The organism is Nonomuraea sp. NPDC026600 (genome assembly GCF_040638335.1).
Lineage (GTDB): Bacteria > Actinomycetota > Actinomycetes > Streptosporangiales > Streptosporangiaceae > Nonomuraea.
In genome coordinates this window covers 1-18,048 of record NZ_JBEZYD010000009.1, presented here as the reverse complement: position 1 = coordinate 18,048, position 18,048 = coordinate 1, and the positions used below count along the sequence as shown (strand labels likewise).

Sequence of the window (18,048 nt, the reverse complement as noted above, 5' to 3'; positions counted from 1 at the left end):
CCCGCGCCACCCAGAACCCGCGCCACATCGGCGCACGCGACGTGGAGAAGGAGCAACAAACATGACCACTGCCGACGACCTCATCGTCGAGAACGACGTGATGGTCCCCATGCGCGACGGCATCCGCCTGCGTACCGACATCTTCCGCCCGGCGGAGCCGGGCCAGTATCCGGTGCTCGTGCAGCGCTACCCGTACAGCACGCGCGACGGGTACATGAAGATGTTCGGCAAGGCGATCGCCCAGCAAGGCTACGCCGTCCTCGTGCAGAGCTGCCGGGGCCGGTACGGCTCCGAAGGCGACTTCTCCCCGCTCCACCCCGATGTCGAGGACGGCTATGACACCGTCGAATGGGCCGCGGCGCAGCCGTGGTCGAACGGCAAGGTGGGCATGTACGGCACATCCTACAGCGGCTACACGCAGTGGACCGCCGCCATCGCCCGGCCGCCCCACCTGGTCGCCATCGCACCGCTGACGTGCGCGTGGAACTGGGACGACAGCACGTGGTACTACGCACCCGGCGTGCTCCACCTCGGCCTCGCACTGAGCTGGAGCGCCCTGATGACGACGTGGGAGGCCGAGCGCCGAGGCGTCGCATCGCCCCTGCCCAAGTTCGCCGAGGCCGCGAAGATCATGGATGGGGGCGGCCTCGGCGGGGTGGCGGAGCTGGCCGAGCTGAATCGGCTGGAGGCCGACGGGACCCGGGAGTTGCTGGACCGCCGCCCCTTGCGCGACATCGAGGAGCTGCGCGAACTGGCGCCGTGGTTCCGCGAGTGGTGCGACCGCGATGACCCGCAGGACCCCTACTGGCGGCGGATCAGTGCCGCCGACCACATTCAGGACATCGACCTGCCGGTCCTGCACCTGACCGGCTGGTACGACTTCTTCGCCAAGGGCGGCCTTGACGCCTTCACCACGATGAAGCGCTACGGCGTCACCGAGCAGACCCGGAAGGGACAGCGCCTGGTCGTCGGGCCGTGGAACCACGGGAGCGCCCAGCTCCGGCCCGATGCCGACCCGGCGGTCGGGGTGTTCATTGACATGAGCCCGGACGGGCCGCTCATGCGGTTCTTCGCCCATCACCTCAAGGGGGAACTTCCCGGCTACGTGGACGAGCCGCCGGTCCGCCTGTACGCGATGGGCGACAACGTCTGGCGAGAGGAGCACGAGTGGCCGCTGGCCCGCACCCAGTGGACCTCGTACTTCCTCCACGACGGCGCTCTGTCAACGGAAGCGCCAGGCGATGAGCAGCCGGACGCGTACGTCTACGATCCGAGCGACCCGGTGCCAGGCTCGCTCCGGACCGGCGCCACCTACGGGGACCCGGTCGACCTCAACGCCGTCGCCGAACGTCCTGACGTGCTCGTCTACACCACCCCGCCGCTGGAGAGCGACGTGGAGATCACCGGCCCGGTGACACTCGAGCTGTGGGCGTCCTCGTCGGTGGAGAACACCGACTTCACCGCGAAGCTGATCGAGGTCTTCCCCGACGGCGGCGCCATCAATGTCTGCCAGGGAGTCGTCCGCACGGGCGTCGGTGTGGCACAGCCTCGGACGCCGGGAGCGGCCTACCGCTACGAGATCGACCTGTGGTCGACGAGCACCGTCGTCAAGGCCGGGCACCGCATCAGGCTGGACATCTCCTCCAGCGAGTTCCCCACCTACGACCTCAATCCGAACACCGGCGAGCGCATCACCCACGCCACCTCCGCCAAGACGGTGCCCGCGACCCAGCGCATCTTCCACGACGAGCTCCACCCGTCCCGCCTGATCCTCCCGATCATTCCCCGCTGATGGCGGCGCTCGTATTTCGAGCCGACACCGATGCGGCACCGGAGCTTCCGCACATGACATCCCGGGCGGCGCGCCCAAGTAACACGACGTGGAGGGTGGAGGAGCTATGACGACGGAGTATGTCCCCGGCCCCGCAGGGCTCGATGACGCTCGCTCGTTGTGCGATGTACTGCTCCGCACGGCGGCGGCGAACTCTGATCGCCTCGCGCTGCGCACCATGGACGGGAAGCTCGAGGTCACCTACGAAGAGGCGCTGGCGCGTATCCGCTCGTTCGTCGGCGGGTTGGGCGCGCTGGGTGTCGCACGCGGCGAGCCGGTCGCGCTCATGCTCGCCAACCGGCCCGAGTTCCACCTCATCGACGCGGCCGCGATGTTCCTCGGTGCGGTCCCGTTCAGCATCTACAACACCTCGCCCCCGGAGCAGGTCGGATACGTCCTGAGCGACGCCGGCAGCCGCGTCGCGATCATCGAGGAGCGCTTCCTCGCGACGGTGCGCGCAGCACGCGAGCACGGGGCGCGGCTCGACCACGTCGTGGTGATCGACGCCGAGTGTGACGGCTGCTTGACCCTGGCCGATTTGGCGGCCGGCGACGCGGCAGAGGTCGATCTCGAGGCGAGCGCCGACCATGTCGCCGGCGACGACCTGCTCACGCTGATCTACACGTCGGGGACGACCGGACCGCCGAAGGGCGTGGAGATCACTCACGCGAACATGCTCGCTCAGCTGCGCGGCATGGATGCCGCGGTCCCGCTCCCGGGTGGCGGGCGGCAGGTCTCGTTCCTGCCGACGGCTCACATCGCCGATCGCTGGACCTCGCACTACTCGGCGTTCATGACCTACGCCAACACCGTCACGAGCGTTGCCGAGATACAACAGGCCATGGAGGTCGTCGCCCGCGTCCGGCCCACGATCTTCGCCGCCGTCCCGCGCATCTGGGAGAAGGTCAAGGCATCGCTCGAGGCCGGCTTCGGACCCGATCTGGGAGCGAAGGCGCGCGCCACGCCCGAGTTGGCAGAGAGCATCCGCGTGAAGCTCGGTCTCGACCAGGCGCAGTGGCTTGTCACGGGCGCCGCGCCCACGCCCGTCGAAGTGCTCGAGTTCTTCGACGCGCTCGGCCTCCCGCTGTGCGAGGGGCTGGGGATGTCGGAGGCCTCGTGCATCGTGGCCACGAATCGGCCCGGCGTGGTCCGTCAGGGCAGCGTCGGGCTCCCGCTCGACACCGTTGAGCTGCGGCTGGCCGGCGACGGCGAGCTGTTCGTGCGCGGCCCGCAGGTCATGCGGGGCTATCGCAACATGCCGGAGCGCACGGCGGAGGCGATCGACGGCGACGGCTGGCTGCACACGGGGGACGTCGCACGGATCGATGAGGATGGCTTCGTCTGGATCGTGGATCGCAAGAAGGAGCTGATCATCAACGCCGCCGGCAAGAACATGTCGCCGGCCAACATCGAGATGCGGCTGAAGTCGGCCGGCCCGCTGATCGGCCAGGCGTGTGTGATCGGCGACCGCCGCCCCTACAACGTCGCGTTGCTCGTCCTCGACCCGGTCGCCGGGGCGGATCTCGACCCAACCGACCTGGGTGTCGTCGCACGCGTACGCGAGGAGGTCGACGCTGCCAACACCCATCTCGCACGCGTCGAGCAGATCAAGCGGTTCAGGCTGCTCGCCGGCGACTGGTCGCCCGACGGCGACGAGCTCACGCCGACCATGAAGCTCAAGCGCCGCACCATCGAGCGGAAGTACGCCGACGAGATCGAGGCGCTCTACGCGCAGGGTCAGTCATGAAGTGATCGCCGTACGACTGCCGCCGGACGGCAGCGGGGGACGACGAGGAATGTCAGGGGTGATCGGAGCTGAGCCCGTTGAGCAGCAGGTCGCCGAGCTCGGCGAAGGCGTCGCCGGCGCTGAGGCCGGTCGTGCGCAGCAACTCTCCCGATTGGACCCCGTCGATGGCCAAAGTGATCAGCTGGGCCGCGAACGTGCCGTCGACCGGGCGGAACACGCCCTGCCGCACACCGTCCTCGATCAACTCCCGGACCCGGCGAGCGGCGGTGTCGGAATTGTGCCGGTAGATCTCGGCGGTCGAGTGGAAACCGACCATGTCGACGTAGAACGTCGGGGACTGGCGGCGCATGGCCGTGCCCACCCCGGCCAGGTAGGTACCGATGCGTTGCCGCGCGTCGGCCTCGGCCGCGACCGCCGTCTCGATCTCCTCGGCCGCCTGGCCGAAGAAGCGTTTGGTCACCGCGATCACGAGCTGTTCCTTGGTGCCCGCCAGGCTGTAGAGGGTGGCCTTGGAGCAGTTCGTCCGCGAAGCCAGATCGTCCATCGTCAGGCCGATGAAACCCTCGGCCAGCAGAATGCTCGCAAGTTGTCCCATGAGTTCCTCGCGGCGCGACTCATTGACGCGGCGACGGCGAACGCTCGTCCGCTTCGGGACTCTCTCAAGGTCGCTGGCTGGCGGCATGCATCCGAGTCTGACACAGGCATACCCGCACCCTCGCGGCGGAACATTTTTAGGTACTATCGCACCTATAAAAGTACCCAACTGAGGGAATTGCCATGGCTGACGTGACTCCCGCCGCCTTTCAACGATCGCCAGGGGACGGCTCGGCGACGTTCATCCCCCACGCCTCCCACCTCCCCGCCCTGGACGACTACGACTACGTCCAAGAGGAATGGATCGCCACCGGCGAGGAGGACGGCCACCCCTACGCGACAACGGTGCTCGTACGCCGCCCCCGAGACGCCGCTCGTTTCAGCGGCACCGTGATCGCCGAGCCGCTGCACGTCCACGGAATCGCGCCGATCTGGCTCTACAGCGGCCCCTACATCCTGCGGTCAGGGCACGCCTGGGTGGAGATCACCGCGCAGAAGACGACACTCGACATGCACCTCAAGCCGTCCGGCCCGCAGAACTACGCGAACCTGCACATCGAGGGGCCGGACACCGCGGACTTCGACCCCGACCCGCACCTCGGCAACCCGGAGAGCTCGACGGTGTTCTGGTCAGAACTGGAACGCCGGAACCGGGCAGCCAGCACGATCCTCGCCCAGGTCGGTGCCGCCCTCGCAGCATCCCAGGGGCCGTTCAAGGGCTGGAACGTCACCAACATCATCCTCGCCGGTCACTCGCAGACCGGCAGCGTGACCACCTACTACATCCGTGACGCACACGACGTGCAGCGTCTCGCCGACGGCTCACCCGTCTACGACGGCTTCTTCCCGTCGGGTTTTCCCTTCGAGCCCTTCCACGACGTCGACGTCCCGATCGTGCAGGTCATGAGCGACGGCGACATCGCCCTTCCCGGCTACTCCTTCCGTCCCGGCTACGAGGGCCGCCGCTATCGGCGCGACGACAGCGACGAGCCCGGCGACCGATACCGCCTGTACGAGCTCGCCGGCATTCCGCACATGGGCACCCGGTACTCGCCCTTCAACGACGTGTCCCTGTGGAAGGACAAGTTCGCCGACGAGCCCGGCGTCCCGATCGTCGCCCGGATGAACAGCCTGCCCCACTTCGAACTGTTCAACATGGGCCTGCACCACCTGGTCGAGTGGGTGGCCAACGGCACCGTGCCGCCCCGGGCCGAGCGCATCGAGGTCGGCCCGGACGGCTACGTCGCCAAGGACGAGCACGGCAACAGCCGAGGAGGCGTGCGCTGCGTCCAACTGGACGTCCCCCACTCCACGCACCGGCCCAACCCGGCGAAGCCGGACGGCACTCCGAGCCCCATCACCGTCGGCAGCGACGAGCCGTTCGACGTGCGGAAACTGCGACAGCTCTACCAGGACTCGGCCGGATACGTCGAGCGCTTCGACCGGCGCCTGGACGAACTCATCGATGAGGGCTGGTTCCTCGCCGAAGACGCCGAGAACATGCGGCGTGAAGCGCAACAGGTCGACATCCCGTAGCCGGATCGAGGACCAGGTACTGATCGCTCGGCCGCACGGTTGCCGCAGAGCGAACCCACGAAGGAGAAACATGATGATTGACGCTTCATATCCGGTGACGCACGTCCCGGCGCGGAATGTCCCGGTGCCTAAATCGCTGAGCGAGCAGGCACAGGCGCTGCTGGCGATGGGCGTGAGCAAACCGCAGAGCGAGTTGCCGCCGGTGGATGATCTCGAGGCGTGGCGGGCTCTGGTCGCGGAGCGGAACGCCATGGTGACAGGAGCAGCGGTGGGGATCGTGGGGACGTCGGTCACCGGCGCCGTCGAGACAGGTGTCGGCACCAAGACGGAGGATGTCGACGTCGACGGGGTGACCGTCTACGCGGCCAGGCCTGACGGCCTCTCGCCGGACGACCGCCGGGTGCTCCTCCTCCTGCACGGTGGAGCCTTCATCATGGGCGGCGGAGCGGCGTGCCGATCTGGGGCAGCCGCCATGGCGGGGTCTGTCGGTGCGACCGTGTGGTCGGTCGACTACCGGATGCCGCCGAACCACCCCCATCCCGCACCGCTCGATGAGTCCCTGACCGTCTACCGGAGGCTGCTGAAAGACCACCGGCCGGAGGAGATCGCCATCGGGGGTATCTCGGCCGGGGCCAACCTCACAGCGGCTCTGATCCTCCGAGCGCGTGACGAGGGACTGCCGCTGCCGGCCGCCGCCGTGCTGATGACCCCGCCCACGGACCTGACCCGCGGTGGCGACACGCTGGCGACCAACGACGGGGTCGACTCGCAGCTCGTGGAGGCCCTCGAACCTCTGATCCTCCTGTACGCCGGAGGTCATGACCTGCGCGACCCGTACCTGTCACCGTTGTTCGGAGACTTCACCAAGGGGTTCTCGCCGACGATCCTGTTCAGCGGCACCCGCGATCGGTTGCTGTCGGACACCGTGCGCCTGCACCGCAAGCTACGCGCCGCCGGCATCCCCGCGGACCTGCACGTCTTCGAGGCCGCGCCCCACGGTTTCTTCCTCGGGACGGCACCAGAGGACCACGAGCGGGTCCGGGAGATCCGCCGCTTCCTCGACGAGCACTGGGCCAAGCCAGTCACTGACGGCTAGATCCGCCTAGATCGCTGTGTCCTCATCCCCGTTCCGGCTCGGCCAGAGCCGGCACGGCGGAGCCCAGGAACTGGCGGATCGCCGACTCCATCTGCACCGAGTCCCTGTCGAAAAGCCACTGCTCCTGCAGGCCGTTGATGAGCGCGATGGTCATCGTCGCAAGCGTCTCCGGATCGATGGCCGACCGTAGCTCTCCACGATCGGCCAGAGCCCTGAACGCCTTCCCGAAGAACTGGCGGAGCATGCGGTAGCGCTCGGTGTAGTAGGCGTGCGCCGGGTGGTCGGGCGACGTGGCCTCGCCCGACAGCACACAGTGCAGCTCCATCAGCCCGGGCTGCAGCTCGTTGTCCACGATGACGGCGAGCATTCCCCGGAGGGTCTCGACGGGGTTGGAGCTCGGGTCGAGGGCGTGCGCGGATTCGAGGTATTCGCTGCTGCGCTCGTCGCGCAGCTCCAGCACCGCGGTGAGCAGGTCCTCCTTGCGTGGGAAATGGTGCAGCAGCCCCGTGTAGCTGCTGCCCGCGCGTTTGGCGACGTCTTTCATGGTCGCGCCATAGAAGCCCGTCTCGCCGAACGCGTCCACGCAGGCTTCGACGATCCGCCTCCGGATCGCCGCCGTCTTGGCGTACGGGCCGCGGCTGGTCGTCGCGGTCATGGTTCTCCTTCCGTCGAGGGCTTGAAATTCGTATCGTGATTCGGGTTTCATGTTAGCGTGCATCCCGCCTCTCGCAAGGATCTCTCATGACCACACTTGCCCCCGGCTTCCTCTGGGGCGCGGCCACCGCCCCACACCAGGTGGAAGGCAACAACGTCAACAGCGACTGGTGGCAGAACGAACAACACGTCCCCGGAATGGACCCCAGCGGCGACGCCATCGACAGCTACCACCGCTACCCGGAGGACATGCGCCTGCTCGCGGAGGCGGGGCTCAACGCCTACCGCTTCGGCATCGAGTGGGCGCGCATCGAGCCCCTCCCGGGCAGGTTCTCCCGTGCCGAGCTGGCGCACTACCGCCGGATGATCGACACCGCGCTCGGCCTCGGGCTGACGCCGGTCGTCACCTTGCACCATTTCACGGGCCCACGCTGGTTCAACTGGCTCGCCGACGACGCCATCGAGCGCTTCGAGGCGTACGTACGGCAAGCCGCGACCATCCTCGGCGACGTCGAGTGGGTCTGCACGATCAACGAGCCGAACATGCTCGCCCTGATGACGAGCATGAGCCTGGCGACCGTGTCCGACGAGGCCGACAAGTGGATGAGCCCGACCCTCGAAGGAGCGGCCCGCCCGGTGCTGCCCGCCCCCGATCCCCAGGTCGGGCGGCGGCTGGCCGAGGCCCACCACGCCGCTCGCGACATCCTGAAGAAGCACACCGACGCGGCGGTCGGCTGGACGGTGGCCAACCAAGCCCTCACCGCCACGCCCGGCAACGAGGCCGAACTACGCGAGGTGCGCTACGTCCGCGAGGACCTGTACCTGGAGGCCGCACGCGGTGACGACTTCATCGGCGTGCAGTCCTACTCCAGCCAGGCCGTGGACGAAAACGGCGTCGTCCCGCACCCGCAGAGCCCGGACACCACCCTCACCGGCAACGCCTACCGCCCCGACGCGATCGGCATCGCCGTCCGCCACACCTGGGAAACCACGGGCGGCGTACCGATCCTCATCACCGAGAACGGCATCGCCACCGACGACGACACCCGCCGGATCGCCTACACCTCCGAAGCGCTCACCCACCTGTACGCATGCGTGGACGAGGGCATCGACGTGCGCGGATACCTCCACTGGAGCGCCCTGGACAACTACGAGTGGGGCCACTGGGAGCCCACCTTCGGTCTGATCGCCGTGGACCGCGAGACCTTCGAACGCCACCCCAAGCCCAGCCTGACCTGGCTGGGCGAGGTCGCCCGCCGCGGAGGAGAACTCTGATGCTCGATGACACGCCCGTGGGGCGCCTGCCCATGCATGCCCTGCGCCGCGACCCCGAGATCGAGCTCGACGGCGAATGGGACTTCCAGCTCCTCCCTTTCCCTACGGCACCGCTCGGCGCCACCTGGAAGACCGTCCACGTGCCGAGCTTGTGGACGATGCGGGAGAGCGAGGACCGGCCCCACTACACGAACGTGCCGATGCCGTTCGAGGAGGTGCCCCCGCACGTCCCAGAACACAATCCGACGGGCGTCTACCGGCGCCGGTTCACCCTGTGGCCGACCGGCGAACGCCGCACGATCCTGCACGTCGGCGCAGCCGAGGGCCTGCTGCGGGTCTCGGTCAACGGACAGCCGGTCGGCGTGAGCACCGACTCGCACCTCGAGGCCGAGTTCGACATCACGGACGCTCTCGTCCCCGGAACGAACACGATCGAACTCAGGGTCGCCAAGTGGTCGGCCGCCAGCTACCTGGAGGACCAGGATCACTGGTGGCAGTCGGGACTGAGCCGCTCGGTCTTCCTGCATACGGTGCCGGAGATCCGGCTGGCCGACATGTCCGCGGTCGCCGACTACGACCCGCAGACCGAGCGCGGGAACCTCCGGGTGACCGTGTCCACGTCGGGGCTGGATCACCTCTACGAGACCGACTGGTCGGTGCGGATCGAGGTGCTCGGCCGATCGCTGACGCTGCCGGTCTCCCCCCGTCTGGCCACGCGTACCCTCCCGAAGCCGTCCCTGGACCGGTCGGCGCGCCCCGAGCCCCTGCTGCCACCCGACTTCATGGATCTGCTCAGCATCAACGCGGCGGGGGCGCCGATCCCCCCGGAGTTCCGCGCGATCCCCGCCACCATGGGCAAGCTGCCGGATCCTACGCCGCCCGCCGGAACCGCTGTCTTCGCTCTCGACGGCCTCGACGTCACCCCGTGGTCGGCGGAGATCCCCCACCTCGAAGACCTCACGGTCAGCCTCGTCAGCCCTGAAGGCGATGTCGCCGACGAGACCCGCGTCCGCATCGGCTTCCGCCGCGTCCAGGTCGTCGGACGCGACCTGCTCGTCAACGGCAGGCGCATCCTCGTCCAGGGTGTCGCCCGGCACGACGTCGACCCGCGCACCGGGCGCGTCGTCTCCCGCGACCGGCTCCTGGCGGAATTGTCGCTGCTCAAGCGGTTCAACGTGAACGCGATCCGCACGGCCCACTACCCCAACGACCGGCAGATCCTCGACCTGTGCGACGAGATCGGGTTCTACGTCATCGACGAGGCCGACGTCGAGGGGCACGCGTTCGCCTCCACCATCCCCGACGACCCCCGCTACCTGCCCGAGATCCTGGAGCGCATCACCCGGATGGTGCTGCGCGACCGCAACCACCCGTCGGTGATCTCCTGGTCGCTGGGCAACGAGACCGGCTACGGCGCCGCCCACGACGCGGCGGCCGGCTGGCTGCGGCGCTTCGATCCGACCCGGCCGCTGCACTACGAGGGTGCGATCTCCCTCGACTGGCACGCCGGGCACGCCGCCAGTGACATTCTCTGCCCGATGTATCCATCTTTCGCCAGCCTCGAGGGGTACTCTGCCGACCCGCGCGCGGACCGCCCCCTGATCACCTGCGAGTACGCGTTCTCCCAAGGCAACGGCACGGGCGGACTCGCCGACTACTGGGAACTCTTCGAGTCGCTGCCCGGCCTCCAGGGCGGCTTCATCTGGCAGTTCACCGACCACACCCTCGACCCGGATGGCGACGGCCGCCTCCGGTACGGCGGCGACTTCGGCGACGAGACCCACAACGGACCCATGCTCGCCAACGGCGTGGTGTTCCCCGACCTCACGCCGAAGCCGGCTCTGTTCGAGGCCCGCGGCCTGTTCAGCCCTGTTCGCATCGTCTCGGACGCTGCCGACGCGTGGGCGGGAACGCTCCGCATCCGCAACCGTCAGACGTTCGCGGACCTGGGCGCGTACGAGCTCGAACTGCGTGTCGAGACCGCGACCGGCCCGGCCGGGGCGGTGCCGGTCCCGACGCCGGCGGCACTGGCGGGCGGCGAGGGCACGATCGACATCCCGGCCCCAGTGCGGGAGCTGCTCACGAGCGGGACGGCGCTGGCGCTGACCCTGACCGTGCGCACTCGGGAAGCCGCCGTGTGGGCGCCCGCGGAGACCGAAGTGGCGGTCGAGCAGGTCACCTTCCCGCGCGTCCCCGCGCCGCTGCCGGGCGCGCGGGCGTCCGGCGGACTGGTCGACGCCGAGTTGCGGCACCCGCTGCTGCGCCGTTCGCCGCAGCTCAGCCTGTGGCGGGCGCTCACCTGCCATGACAAGTCGTTCTCCCTCGACAACCGGTTCGTCCGCTCCGGCTTCTTCCAGCTCACGCCCGTCGACGTCGAACTCAAGGAGACCGGCGACGGGGCCGTGGTCACCACCCGCTACGAGGCCGCCTTCGGCGACCAGGTCGTGCACCGGCGGACGATCACGGCACTCGCCGACGGCGACTGGATACTCGACGAGCAGGTGACGCTGCCCGAGGACACACAGGACGGACTTCGCGTCGGTATGGAGTTCGAGCTCGTCGACGGGTTCGAGAACGCGGGCTGGGTCGGTCTCGGCCCGTGGGAGAACTACCCCGACCGGCGGGCGTCGGCCCTGCTCGGCTCCTGGGAGAGCACTATCGACGGCCTGGCCGTGCCCTATCTGTTGCCGCAGGAGAACGGCACTCGCGGTGAGGTCACCTCGCTGCTGCTGACGGGCCCCGCCGGCACGGTGCGCACCGCTCACGAGACGCCGCTGCACATGAACGTGAGCCGGTACTCGGTGAGCGAACTGGAGGCGGCCGACCACTGGTGGGAGCTCCCGCCGAGCCGGAAGACCGTGGTGCACCTCGACATCGCCCACCGCGGGCTCGGTACGGCGGTCCTCGGCCCCGACACCCGCCCGCACCACCGGCTCACCGCCACCGAGTACGCCTGGCAGTGGCGTCTCACTCTCTCGACGGAGGGCCGCTAGATGCTCAAACCCCGACCGACTCCTACGCGGGAGCTGGTGAATCTCGACGGGCTGTGGCGTTTCACCCTCGACACCGTCGCCGGTTCCCACCCGTGGTCCGGCCCGCTGGAGACGTCGCTGGAGGTGGCGGTGCCCGCCAGCTACAACGACCTGTTCACCGACAGCGCGATCCGCGACCACGTGGGCTGGGTGTGGTACCAGCGCCAGGTCCGCGTGCCGCGCGGCTGGACCGGCGAGCGCATCATGCTGCGCGTGGACGCGGCCACGCACGAGGGCAGGGTGTACGTCAACGACACCCTGGTCGCCGAGCACGTCGGCGGCTACACGCCGTTCGAAGCCGACATCACCGGGCTGGTGCGCCCCGGCCAGGAGTTCCGCCTCACCATCGGTGTCGGCAACGAGTTGACCAACGTCACCATCCCACCCGGCACGATCACCGTTACCGAGGACGGCGGGCGTCGGCAGACGTACCTGCACGACTTCTACAACTACGCCGGGCTGGCCCGCTCGGTCTGGCTGTACAGCCTCCCGCCGGTGCACGTCACCGACGTCACCGTCGTGACCAGCCTGGACGGAACGGTCGAGTACGCGGTGGAGACCAGCGAGCCCGCCCCGGTCAGGGTGCGCGTCGTGGACGCCACCGGGGCCGAGATCGCCGCCGCTGATGGCGCGAGCGGAACCGTACGCGTCGAGAACGCCGTCCTGTGGCGGCCCGGAGCCGCCTACCTCTACGACCTGGTCGTCGAGGTGCCCGACCAGGACATCTACCCGCAGCCCTTCGGCGTGCGCACGGTCGAGGTCAAGGGCACGCAGGTGCTCATCAACGGCGAGCCGTTCTACTTCACCGGTTTCGGCAAGCACGAGGACTCCCCCGTCCGGGGCAAGGGCCACGACAACGCCTACCTCGTCCACGACTTCCAGCTCATGGACTGGATCGGTGCCAACTCCTTCCGCACCTCGCACTACCCCTACGCCGAGGAGGTGCTGGAATTCGCCGACCGGCACGGCATCGTCGTCATCGACGAGACCGCGGCCGTGGGACTCAACCTGTCCATCGAGGCGGGGCTGACCGGTGCCGCCAAGCGGCCCACGTTCTCGCCGGAGACCCTCAACGACGAGACCCAGGAGGCGCACGCCCAGGCGATCCGCGAACTGATCGCCCGCGACAAGAACCATCCCAGCGTCGTGATGTGGTGCATCGCCAACGAGCCGTCCTCGAACGAGGAAGGCGCACGCGAGTACTTCGAGCCTCTGGTGGAGCTCACCCGCAAGCTCGATCCCACCCGCCCGGTCTGCTACGCCACCGTGATGTTCGCGACCTACGACAACGATCTGATCGCCGACCTGTTCGACGTCGTCTGCCTCAACCGCTACTACGGCTGGTACGTCGCCACCGGCGACCTGGCCACCGCCGAGACCTACCTGGAAGCGGATCTGCGCGGCTGGGCGCAGAAGTACGGCAAGCCGATCATGATGACGGAGTACGGTGCCGACACCATGCCTGGCGTGCACTCGGTATGGGACATCCCATGGACCGAGGAGTATCAGGCGGCCTGCCTCGCCATGCACCACCGGGTGTTCGACCGCATCGACGCGCTGGTGGGCGAGCACGTGTGGAACTTCGCCGACTTCCAGACCACCGGCGCCATCCACCGGATCGACGGCAACAAGAAGGGCGTCTTCACCCGCGAGCGCAGGCCCAAGGCCGCCGCGCACGCGCTGAGGGCCCGCTGGACCTCTCTCGGCGACCGCAAGCCATCGAAGTGAGAGCGACAGAAGCCCCGAGTGCGCCGCCCTCCGCACGAGGCGGCGTGCCCGGGTGGTACATCGCGTTCCTGCTGCTGGCGACCTTCGGCGGGTCCATGGCGATCGTCGTGCCGATGGCGTACACGCTGGCCCTGCGCGTCGACCAGCTCGCACCCGGGAACGAGCAGGTTCTCGGCTACATCCTCGGGATCAGCGCCACGTTGTCGCTGCTGTACGGCCCGGTGCTCGGCACACTCAGCGATCGCACCCGGTCGCGGCTGGGCCGGCGCAAACCGTACATGCTCGGAGGGTGCGCGCTCGGCCTGCTCGCCCTGATGATCATGACGTTCGCGCCGGACGTTCCGATCCTGGGGCTGGGCTGGGTTCTGACCAGCCTCGGCTGGGGTACGGCCGCAGCCGCGCTCGGCAACGTGCTGGCCGACCGCCTGGCCGGGCATCAGCGCGGCAAGGTCGCCGGCCTGTCCGGCTTCATCGGGCAGGCCGCGCCGGTCGGCGGCGTGGTCCTCGCGGGTGTCTTCAGCACCGATCAGGTCCTGGTCTTCCTCGTACCCGGAGCCGTGGCGGCCCTGCTGTGGCTGCCCTTCCTGCTCTTCGACCACGAGGAGGACACGCGGGCACTGCCCGCCCCCGAACGGCTGACCATCGGACGGCTGCTCGGCACGTACGTCTTCAGCCCACGCGCCTACCCCGACTTCGCCTGGAACTGGCTGGGGAACCTGATGTTCTTCTTCGCGCTGTCGCTGAGCACCACCTTCACCACGTTCTTCTACGCACAACGGCTCGGCATCGAGCTCAAGGACGTCTCCCAGATGGTCACCCTCACCGCGGGCATCGGCCTCGTCACCGCGACGGTCGGCGCCCTCGGCTCCGGCTACCTCTCCGACCGGATCGGGCGCCGGCGCCCGTTCGTCCTCGGCGCGGCGGCGCTCTTCGCCGTCGGCAGCCTGCTCTCCGCGTTCGCCCACAGCCTGCCGGGCCTGCTCGCCGGCTTCATCCCGATGACGCTGTCCATCGCGGTCTTCGCGGCGGCCAATCAAGCCACCGTGCTCGACATTCTGCCCGAGCGGGAGACCCAGGCCGGCCGGTTCACCGCGATCGCCAACCTGGCCCAGCGCATCGCTGCCGCCACCGCACCGCTGGTGGCCCCTCTCCTGGTGACCCTTGGTGCGACCGCGAACGCGAAGAACTACACCCTGCTGTACCTGGTGTCGGCCCTACTCGGTCTCACCGGCGGATTCCTGATCTTCTTCAAGGTCCGGGCACGCTAGCGGACGGCTCAGACGGTGGAGCGCCGGATCACGCGAGGAAAGCCGGCGGCGGTGGTGAGATGAGGTTCGCCGCTCGACAGGCTCACCGCCACGGCTTGCGCGAGGTGACGGCCCGCTTCCCGCAGATCGAAGCGGACCGTGGTGAGCGGCGGATCCGTCAACCGCGCCAGCGGGATGTCGTCCATGCCGATGACGGCCAGATCGGCGGGGGCGGTGCGGCCGTTCTCCCGCATCCCCGCCAGGACGGCGAAGGCCGTCTCGTCGTTGTAGGCGCACACGCCGGTCACCGACTCCTCGATCCAGCCCCTCACGGCACTCGCCGCGCCGTCGAGCTCCGTCTCGACGACGAGGACCGCCGGTGCGGGCAGAGACGCCGCGGCGCAGGCATCCTCGACCCCCGCCAGGCGTTCCTCTGCCATCTTGCGCAGCCTGTCATCCTCGGGGAGCGCGTACCCGAGACGCCGGCGCCCGTGCTCGATGAGGTGCTCGGCCTGAAGCCGACCGGCGTGCCGCATCGGTGAGTACGTCCCCGCCTCCCCCTCCGCGGGGAGCACGATGTCGGCGCCCGCCCGGCGCAGAGCTTGCACGGTGCCGGGGTCGAAAGGCTCGATACCGACGACCACGGAGGCGTCCACGGCCGCGCAGACGTCGGGCAGCGACCGCCCGGGTACGCCCGCCAGGTGCGTGATCAGCGTCAGACCGGTCTGTGCCAGCGCGCTCGCGAACTCCTCGACGAACCGGGTGATTCCGGGCCCCGGAGACAGATGGGGAATGGACAGCAGGACGACGTTGCTCCGGCCGGCCGCCAAAGTGCGCGCGGACGCATGGGGACGGTAGTCGAGCCGCTCGACCGCCTCCAGGACCCGGCGACGGGTTCCCGGAGGGATCGACTGCCCAGGAGTGTCGTTCAGCACGAAACTCACCGTCGTCGGCGACACGCCCGCGACACGGGCGACATCCGCTCTGGTGACCCGCTTGGCAGAGCCGGTCATGAGCCCTCCTTCGCCGGTCTCATGACCAAGGTGCTGTGTTCATTGATGACCTCGACAAGCTCGGTCATGGCCCCTCGCTGCGTGGAAGCGTTTGCGTCGCCTCATCGTAGAGGACGACGGCGCAGCGGCTTCTTCTCCCTTTTCCAATGAGTCGTTGTGGAGTCGTTACAAGGATATGTCTTGCGATCTAGGGGTTACCCGATGTTAACGTACTAATGCGCGTTAGTAACGGTGCCTTTATCTTCTATCGCACTCCCGGGCGTCCTCATTTCCACGGGCTGATCGCCTGGTCGGAGCACATCCTCTTAGATCCCTTCAGCGAAAACCATTCGACACCTACTTATCGGTGAGGTTCTCGTGTCGTTCACCCCCGCGAAACAGCCACACGACAATGGGCCGGCGGATTCAACAAGCGACGGAGCAGTCGCGACGCTGTCGGAGGACATGCCCAAGGTAAGGGCCTCCTACATCTGGTTCCTCCTTCTCGGCATCTTCGGCGGCCAGATGGGCCTCGTCACGCCGACCGCGATCTCTCTGGCGATCCGGCTCAGCCAGTTGGCTCCCGGGCACGAGGAATACCTGGGCTACATCGCCGGCGTGGGCGCGGCCGTGAGCATGGTGGCGGGCCCTCTGTTCGGGGCGCTCAGCGACCGCGCCAGAACCCGGCTCGGCCGGCGCCGCCCCTTCATCCTCTATGGCATGACGACAGGTGTCGCCGCGCTGTTCACCATGGCGCTGGCGCCCAATGTCGTCGTCCTCGGCCTCGGCTGGGTGCTGGTCCAACTGACCTGGGCCATCGCGTTGAGCATGTTCACCGCCTCACAGGCCGACCGCGTACCACCGTCCCAGCGCGGCAAGCTCTCTGGGCTGACGGGGTTCCTGTCGATGCTGGCCCCCACTATGGGTGCCGTCGTCGCAGGCAGCCTCGCGTTCAACTCCTTGCTGCTCTTCATGGTCCCCGCCGCCGTGGGCGTGCTGGGCATGATCCTTTTCATCGTCTTCGTGCCGGAGCCGGACGGCAGGCTGCTACCGCCTCCCGGTCCTCTGTCGCTCAAGAGTTTGGTGAGCAAGTACGTCTTCAACCCGCGGCTGCATCCCGACTTCGCCTGGAACTGGCTGGGCAGGTTCGTGTTCATCTCCGGCATGTGGCTCGGCACGACGTTCATGGCGTTCTTCCTGGCATCGCGCCTGGGAGTCCGCGTCGAGCAGGCCGCCACCACGGCGGCCGCCCTTTCCGCGGTCGGGATTCTGGCCAGCATGGCCGGCGCCGTCGGCGGCGGGTTCCTCTCCGACAAGCTGCGCCGACGACTGCCGCTGGCGCTCATCGCCGCCTGCCTGTACGCCGCGGGTGCGCTCCTGATGGCGCTGGGACCGGACTTCACGTCGATCGCGGCCGGCATGATGCTCTGCAATCTGGGGATCGGCGCCTTCTCCTCGGTCGACCAGGCCATCGCCATCGACCTCGTGCCCGATCGCGAGACAGAGGCCGCCCGCTACATGGCGATCTACGCGCTGTCCAACAGCATCGCGCACGCCGTCGCCCCTCTCGCCGCGCCGATCTTCCTGGCCATCGGCGCCACCTCGGCGGAGGACAAGAACTACTCCCTGCTCTTCGTGATCGCGGCGGCCCTCACAGTGTTGGGCGGTCTCCTCATCTTGCGCGTCAAATCCATCCGTTGAGGACGGTCCCACAGCCGGCCCGGGCGCCGCGCAACACGAGCGGATCGCTACTACAGCCCGCTGGCCGAGCAGGCGTTGCACGCCACCGTCCTGTCCGCCGTCATCGATGCCATCGCCCGGTCCCCGCACCTGCCGGTTCACCAGGACTGGATCGCGGCGGGATCCCACCGCGTGGGCACACGGTCCATGGCAGCCCTGCCTACGGCCTCGTCCTGCAGGAGGACGCAGACCAGTTCCTCCTGCTGGGCCGGGGCATCACGGCGGCCTTCTCCTCAGCGGACCACACCACCAAGGTCAGCCTCCTGTCGGTCGACGAACTGGACTTCGACGGCCAATGGACCGTCACCCGCCGGCTCAACGGCGACGAACCCGGATCAGGCTCCGCCCTGGCACTGCACACGCTTGATACTTCCCAGCCCGCCTTCTTTCCGATCCACATCCCCATGACCTTCACCGGAATCGCCCGCGTCCGCCTCTCTCGCCCGCCCCGTTGACCAGACTCGTCGGAGAGCGCGTCCCCGGGCCTGTCCAGTAAACGGTGTAACTCGATCTTGAATTAGTTCTATCGGGTGGTCGGGTTCAGGCGGCCTTCGAAGGTGATGGCGAAGGCGTTGA

At 68.5% G+C, this 18,048-nt stretch carries 13 protein-coding genes; 10 read left to right on the top strand and 3 right to left on the bottom strand.

Going from position 1 to position 18,048, the window contains the following annotated elements:
* Positions 1-61 precede the first annotated feature (61 nt).
* Both AB0F17_RS22000 and AB0F17_RS21995 read left to right on the top strand, forming a co-directional pair.
* On the top strand, positions 62-1,792 hold the full coding sequence (locus tag AB0F17_RS22000) for a CocE/NonD family hydrolase (protein ID WP_358025661.1): 1,731 nt from the start codon (positions 62-64) through the stop codon (positions 1,790-1,792).
* Between the two features lie 106 nt (positions 1,793-1,898).
* Positions 1,899-3,578, top strand: coding sequence for an AMP-dependent synthetase/ligase (locus tag AB0F17_RS21995; RefSeq protein ID WP_358025659.1), 1,680 nt, complete (start codon positions 1,899-1,901; stop codon positions 3,576-3,578).
* Positions 3,579-3,630: 52 nt separating this feature from the next.
* Here AB0F17_RS21995 and AB0F17_RS21990 read toward each other — a convergent pair whose 3' ends face one another.
* Positions 3,631-4,173 carry a TetR/AcrR family transcriptional regulator gene (locus tag AB0F17_RS21990; protein ID WP_358025657.1) on the bottom strand — a complete coding sequence of 181 codons (543 nt, stop codon included), beginning with the start codon at positions 4,171-4,173 and terminating at the stop codon, positions 3,631-3,633.
* Positions 4,174-4,355: 182 nt separating this feature from the next.
* Between AB0F17_RS21990 and AB0F17_RS21985 the strand changes: the two genes are divergently transcribed.
* Both AB0F17_RS21985 and AB0F17_RS21980 read left to right on the top strand, forming a co-directional pair.
* Positions 4,356-5,708, top strand: a complete 1,353-nt coding sequence (locus AB0F17_RS21985) for an alpha/beta hydrolase domain-containing protein (protein ID WP_358025655.1) — start codon at positions 4,356-4,358, stop codon at positions 5,706-5,708.
* Positions 5,709-5,781: 73 nt separating this feature from the next.
* A complete protein-coding gene (locus AB0F17_RS21980; RefSeq protein WP_358025653.1) occupies positions 5,782-6,804 on the top strand; it encodes an alpha/beta hydrolase in 1,023 nt (340 codons plus the stop codon).
* A 22-nt stretch (positions 6,805-6,826) separates the two neighbouring features.
* Here AB0F17_RS21980 and AB0F17_RS21975 read toward each other — a convergent pair whose 3' ends face one another.
* Positions 6,827-7,459 carry a TetR/AcrR family transcriptional regulator gene (locus AB0F17_RS21975; protein WP_358025651.1) on the bottom strand — a complete coding sequence of 211 codons (633 nt, stop codon included), beginning with the start codon at positions 7,457-7,459 and terminating at the stop codon, positions 6,827-6,829.
* Positions 7,460-7,545: 86 nt separating this feature from the next.
* Here AB0F17_RS21975 and AB0F17_RS21970 point away from each other — a divergent pair, with 86 nt between their 5' ends.
* Genes AB0F17_RS21970 through AB0F17_RS21955 form a run of 4 tightly spaced genes read left to right on the top strand, consistent with a single transcriptional unit; the run spans position 7,546 to position 14,761 of the window.
* On the top strand, positions 7,546-8,733 hold the full coding sequence (locus AB0F17_RS21970) for a family 1 glycosylhydrolase (protein ID WP_358025649.1): 1,188 nt from the start codon (positions 7,546-7,548) through the stop codon (positions 8,731-8,733).
* Positions 8,733-11,726, top strand: coding sequence for a glycoside hydrolase family 2 TIM barrel-domain containing protein (locus AB0F17_RS21965; RefSeq protein WP_358025647.1), 2,994 nt, complete (start codon positions 8,733-8,735; stop codon positions 11,724-11,726). The genes AB0F17_RS21970 and AB0F17_RS21965 overlap by 1 nt, the downstream gene beginning before the upstream one ends.
* On the top strand, positions 11,727-13,493 hold the full coding sequence (gene uidA, locus AB0F17_RS21960) for a beta-glucuronidase (protein WP_358025645.1): 1,767 nt from the start codon (positions 11,727-11,729) through the stop codon (positions 13,491-13,493). It begins immediately after the preceding gene.
* A gap of 44 nt (positions 13,494-13,537) precedes the next feature.
* Positions 13,538-14,761, top strand: a complete 1,224-nt coding sequence (locus AB0F17_RS21955; protein WP_358025643.1) for an MFS transporter — start codon at positions 13,538-13,540, stop codon at positions 14,759-14,761.
* Positions 14,762-14,769: 8 nt separating this feature from the next.
* On the opposite strand, the gene AB0F17_RS21950 is transcribed toward AB0F17_RS21955, so the two are convergent.
* The gene (locus AB0F17_RS21950) at positions 14,770-15,753 is read right to left on the bottom strand and encodes a LacI family DNA-binding transcriptional regulator (RefSeq protein ID WP_358025641.1); all 984 of its coding nucleotides are present in this window, start codon (positions 15,751-15,753) and stop codon (positions 14,770-14,772) included.
* Between the two features lie 444 nt (positions 15,754-16,197).
* On the opposite strand from AB0F17_RS21950, the gene AB0F17_RS21945 reads away from it, so the two are divergent.
* Both AB0F17_RS21945 and AB0F17_RS21940 read left to right on the top strand, forming a co-directional pair.
* Positions 16,198-17,433 carry an MFS transporter gene (locus AB0F17_RS21945; RefSeq protein WP_358025639.1) on the top strand — a complete coding sequence of 412 codons (1,236 nt, stop codon included), beginning with the start codon at positions 16,198-16,200 and terminating at the stop codon, positions 17,431-17,433.
* Positions 17,430-17,927, top strand: a complete 498-nt coding sequence (locus AB0F17_RS21940) for a DUF5597 domain-containing protein (RefSeq protein WP_358025637.1) — start codon at positions 17,430-17,432, stop codon at positions 17,925-17,927. Before AB0F17_RS21945 ends, AB0F17_RS21940 begins: the two co-directional genes overlap by 4 nt.
* The last annotated feature ends 121 nt before the right edge of the window (positions 17,928-18,048 follow it).